The 4,592-nt window shown below is 67.5% G+C and carries 4 protein-coding genes; 2 read left to right on the top strand and 2 right to left on the bottom strand.

Annotation, left to right across the window (positions count from 1 at the left end; all coding sequences use genetic code 11):
* Together GEV06_28055 and GEV06_28050 are read left to right on the top strand one after the other, a co-directional pair.
* A partial coding sequence (locus GEV06_28055) for a phosphoenolpyruvate synthase (protein ID MPZ21713.1) occupies positions 1–1,113 on the top strand: 1,113 nt, incomplete at its 5' end.
* 19 nt (positions 1,114–1,132) lie between these two features.
* On the top strand, positions 1,133–2,062 hold the full coding sequence (locus tag GEV06_28050) for a hypothetical protein (protein ID MPZ21712.1): 930 nt from the start codon (positions 1,133–1,135) through the stop codon (positions 2,060–2,062).
* Here the strand turns inward: GEV06_28050 and GEV06_28045 are convergent.
* Positions 2,031–3,647, bottom strand: a complete 1,617-nt coding sequence (locus GEV06_28045; protein MPZ21711.1) for an HAD-IC family P-type ATPase — start codon at positions 3,645–3,647, stop codon at positions 2,031–2,033. The genes GEV06_28050 and GEV06_28045 overlap by 32 nt on opposite strands.
* Before the next feature lie 11 nt (positions 3,648–3,658).
* Positions 3,659–4,592: hypothetical protein (locus tag GEV06_28040; GenBank protein ID MPZ21710.1), on the bottom strand; the 934-nt coding region annotated here is incomplete at its 5' end.

Here is a 4,592-nt window from a genome sequence, read left to right as displayed (position 1 = left end):
GGCCTCCCTTGTATTGTCGGGACAGGAAACGGTACGAGCATGCTTCACACCGGTGACGAGGTCACCGTCTCTTGCGCCGAAGGCGCGGAGGGCCACGTCTATCCGGGGATCCTGCCGTTCGACGTCGAACGCATTGACGCTGGGGGCGTTCCCACCACACGTACCAAGATCATGCTGATCGTCGGCGATCCCACGCGTGCCTTCGCGCTCGCGGCCATCCCCAACGCGGGCGTGGGCCTGGCACGAACGGAGTTCATCATTACGAACGACATTGGGATCCATCCAATGGCTCTGGCCCACTACCCCGCCCTGGGTGATGCGGCCGCGCTCAAGGAGCTCGCGGCTCGTATTGGCCACGAGGATCCGCGCGAGTTCTTCATCCGCCGCTTCAGTGAAGGCGTGGGACGCATCGCCGCGGCCTTCTTTCCCAAGCCGGTTATCGTGCGTATGAGCGACTTCAAGACGAATGAGTATGCAGCGCTGGTCGGTGGGCGCGAGTTCGAGCCGAGCGAGGAGAACCCGATGTTGGGCTTCCGTGGCGCCTCGCGCTACTTCGATGCGCGGTACGCCGAGGGCTTTGCGCTCGAGTGCGCGGCGCTCCGTCGCGTGCGGCTCGAAATGGGGCTCACCAACGTGAAGGTGATGATTCCCTTCTGTCGGACGGTCGACGAGGGTCGCCGCGTGCTGGACGTCATGGCCGCGCACGGACTCCGGCAAGGCGAGCATGACCTCGAGGTTTACGCGATGTGCGAGATCCCGGCGAACGTCGTGCTGGCCGAGGAGTTCCTGAAGGTCTTCGACGGGTACTCGATCGGGTCGAACGACCTCACCCAGCTGACGTTGGGCCTCGATCGCGACTCGGAGGCCGTCGCGCAGCTCTTCGACGAGCGCAATTCGGCCGTGACATGGATGGTGGCGCATGCGATCGCGGCGGCGAAACGCATCAGGAAGCCCATCGGCATCTGCGGTCAGGCCCCGTCGGACTACCCGGAGTTTGCTACCTGGCTCGTGCAGCAAGGGATCGACTCGATTGCCCTCAATCCGGACGTCGCCATCAAGACGGCCGTGCTGATTGCGCAGGCAGAGCGTGAGGCGGCGACGAGCCCAACGTAACGATTTGGCCTCCACGGCGATGTCTATCTTCAAACGAATCCTGCTCGACATCAACGCGCTGGACGAAGCGCATCCGGCGATTGCTCTCGCGCTCGACCTCGCGGGCCGGTGTCACGCTCGGCTGAAGATCGTGGATGTGGTCCCGGAGCTGCCACGCCTGGCACAGCGGTATCTGCCAGCCCCCCTCGAGACGGACCTCGTCGACTCTCGCCGCGAACGACTCAGCCAGCTCGCGGCCGAGGCGCGCAACACGGGCACGACGGTTGAGACGAACGTGTTGCGTGGCAAACCGGCGGTGGCGATCATTCGAGAGATCCTCCGATCGGACCACGATTTGGTGATGCGCGCGCACGGGCGGGTCGAGACCCCGCCCGGCCCGTTTGGTCCCGTCGATCAACAACTCCTGAGAAAATGCCCGGTTCCGGTGTGGCTGATTGGACCCGACGCGGCCCGTCCCCGCCACGTGCTGGCATGCGTCGACGCGGGGGCCGACGATCCGGTGGAACAACGGTTGAACCGCCAGATCCTCACCCTGGCGTGCGCGATCGCCGCACTCGAGGGCGGCACGGTGACCCTGCTCCACGCCTGGTCGGTCTTCGGTGAGGAGTTGCTCAGGAGCCATATGCGGGACGCCGAGCTCTCGGCGGTGGTGGAATCGATTCGCCAGGCAGCAGCCGATGGCCTCGAGGCGCTCGAAGACACGCTCGCGGAGCGGACCCCCGAGACCACACGCGAGCTCGTTAGAGGTCGACCCGAGGACGTGATCCCGCAGTTCGTGGCCGCGCACGACGTGGACCTCGTCGTGATGGGCACGGTGGCACGAACAGGGTTGGCGGGCGTCGTCATGGGCAATACGGCCGAGCGCATCCTGCTCCGACTCCGCACGGCGGTCCTGGCACTGAAGCCTGACGGCTTCCTCAGCCCCGTGCGCCTCGACGCGCCAGCTTGATTCCCTGCCCGACCGCTGCCGGGACCGCCGCGAGGGCGACGACCAAGACCCAATCCGTGAGACCGAGCGGGGAGAGACCGAGGACGTGGGCCAACGCGTCGGTCGACAGTGCCATTACCTGCAGCATGACGGTCAACGCCACGGCCCCAAGAGCATAGAGATTGGCGGTCATCCGACTCGGCCGCAGGACGGGCTCGACACTCCGCGCGTTCCCGAGGTGGAAGATCTGCGCCAGCGCCAACGTCATGAAGCCCATCGTCCTCGCCTCGGCGATCGGCCGGTCGAGCGCGATGACGAAGCCTACGAGGGTGGACGCGGTGATCAGCACCGCGTAGAACAGAATGCTCCTGAGAAACGCTCGCGAGAGAATCGCCTCTCTGGGGTCGCGGGGAGGTCGCTGCATAACATCGGCGTCGCCCGACTCCATGGCGAGCGCCAGCGCAGGGAACGTGTCGGTCACCATGTTGAGCCACAGAATCTGCAGCGGGAGCAGCGGCAACGGGAGCCCCGCCAGGCCGGCCGCCAGCAGCACCAGAACTTCTGCCAGGTTGCAACTAAACAGATAGAAGACAAACTTCCGGATGTTGTCGTAGATGATGCGCCCTTCTTCGACGGCGGCGGCAACGGTCTCGAAGCGATCGTCCTGCAGGACCATCGATGCCGCCTCTTTCGCGACGTCGGTGCCGCGTCTGCCCATCGCTACGCCCACGTCGGCCCGCTTGAGCGCGGGCGCGTCGTTCACGCCGTCGCCCAGCATGGCCACGATGTCGCCGCGCGCCTGCAGCGCGTGCACAATCGTCAGCTTGTCCTCAGGGGCCACGCGGCTGAACGCACCGGCGGTAGCCAATCTGTCTGCCAGCTCGGCGGCCGAGAGCGCGCGGAGCTCGCGCCCATCGATCACCTGCGCGTCGGTCTCCACGACGCCCAACTCTCGGCCAATCGCCTCGGCGGTGAGCCGTTGATCGCCGGTGATCATGATCGTGCGCAGCCCCGCGTCGTGCAGCCGCGCGATGGTCTCCCGGACGCCCAGGGCAGGAGGATCCATCAGGCCGACGAAGCCCAGGAAACGAAGGCCGCGCAATGCCGCCTCGGCCGGCTGCGCGACGACGCCAGCGCCGAGTCCCAGCACGCGCAGCCCGCGCGCCGCGAGATCGGCGTTCACGCCGAGCAGGTGCTGGCGCATGGCCTCGTCGAGCGCGCGATCATCACCTCCTTCATCCACCCGATCGCTCAGCTCGAGCAGCCGGCGCGGCGCCCCTTTGACGTACGCGACGATCCGGCTGTCCACCTGATGAAAGGAGGCCATGAGCTTCCGCTTGCTGGAGAACGGCACCAGACCGAGGATGGGACGCTCGGCGAGGAGGTGTTGATGGTCGATGCCTGCGTGTGTAGCCGCGTGAAGGAGCGCGGCGTCTACCGGATCGCCCCTCAACAACGTCCTATCGGACGTTTGCGCGTCCGGGCGGCTCGCCAACAGCCCTGTCTCGAGCGCGTCGCGCACCGCCGCGCCGAGCGGCGTCACCACGGAGTCGCTCGGCCGCAGAGCGACTTCGCCCCGCGGGGTCCACACGCGCACCACCGACATGTCGCCGGACGTCAGCGTCCGCGTCTTGTCCGTACAGATGACCGTGGTCGATCCGAGCGCCTCGACGGCCGGCAGCCCCGGCGGACCAACGCGTGCCGTCGCGCCATACGCCGCAGTCCCACCGCCAAGGCGATGGTCGCCACCGCAGGGAGTCCTTCCGGCACGGCGGCCACGGCCAATGCGATGCCGGTCTGGATGACGAGACCCAGTGAAGCACCCTGCAGAAAGCCCAGCGCGGCCACGAGGCCACCCACGCCGAGCGACAGCCACACCAGTCGTCGCCCCAACGCGTCCAGCCGGCGCTCGAGCGGTGTCCGCTCCTCCTTGACGGTCGCGACGAGCGCGCCGATCCGGCCCAGCTCGGTCGCGGCACCCGTGGCCGTGACCACCGCACGTGCCATACCTGCGGCGACCGGCGTCCCCTTGTAGATCATGGTGAGGCGATCTGCGAGCGCGGTGTCCGCATCGAGCAACGGGTCAGCACGCTTGGAGACGGGGAGCGACTCGCCGGTCAACGCCGCCTCGTCAGTCCGCAGGTCGTGCGACTCCAGCACGCGTCCATCCGCTGCCATCCGTTGACCCGCACGCACGTCGATCACGTCACCGGGGACGAGCACCCGCGCATCGATCACCTGGGGCCGGCCCGCGCGGACGACGGTGGCACGCGCGACCTCCCACTGCAGCAGCGCCTCCATGGCCCGGCGCGCGCGGAGTTCGGTGACAAACCCGAGCGCGGTGTTGATCACCAGGACGACGCCGATGGCCGCTGCCTCGAGGCGGTCGCCCAGCAGGAGCGAGATCACGACCGCCGCGATCAGGAGAAGAACAACGATGCTGCGCAGTTGATCGAGGAAGATCGTGAGCGGCGAAGCCGGCCTGGGCGGCGTCAGCTGATTCGGTCCCACCCGGGCGAGCCGGCGGGCTGCTTCCTGTTCGGAAAGCCCG

It is taken from the genome of Luteitalea sp., assembly GCA_009377605.1.
GTDB lineage: Bacteria > Acidobacteriota > Vicinamibacteria > Vicinamibacterales > Vicinamibacteraceae > WHTT01.
This window is presented reverse-complemented; position numbering and strand designations above follow the sequence as displayed.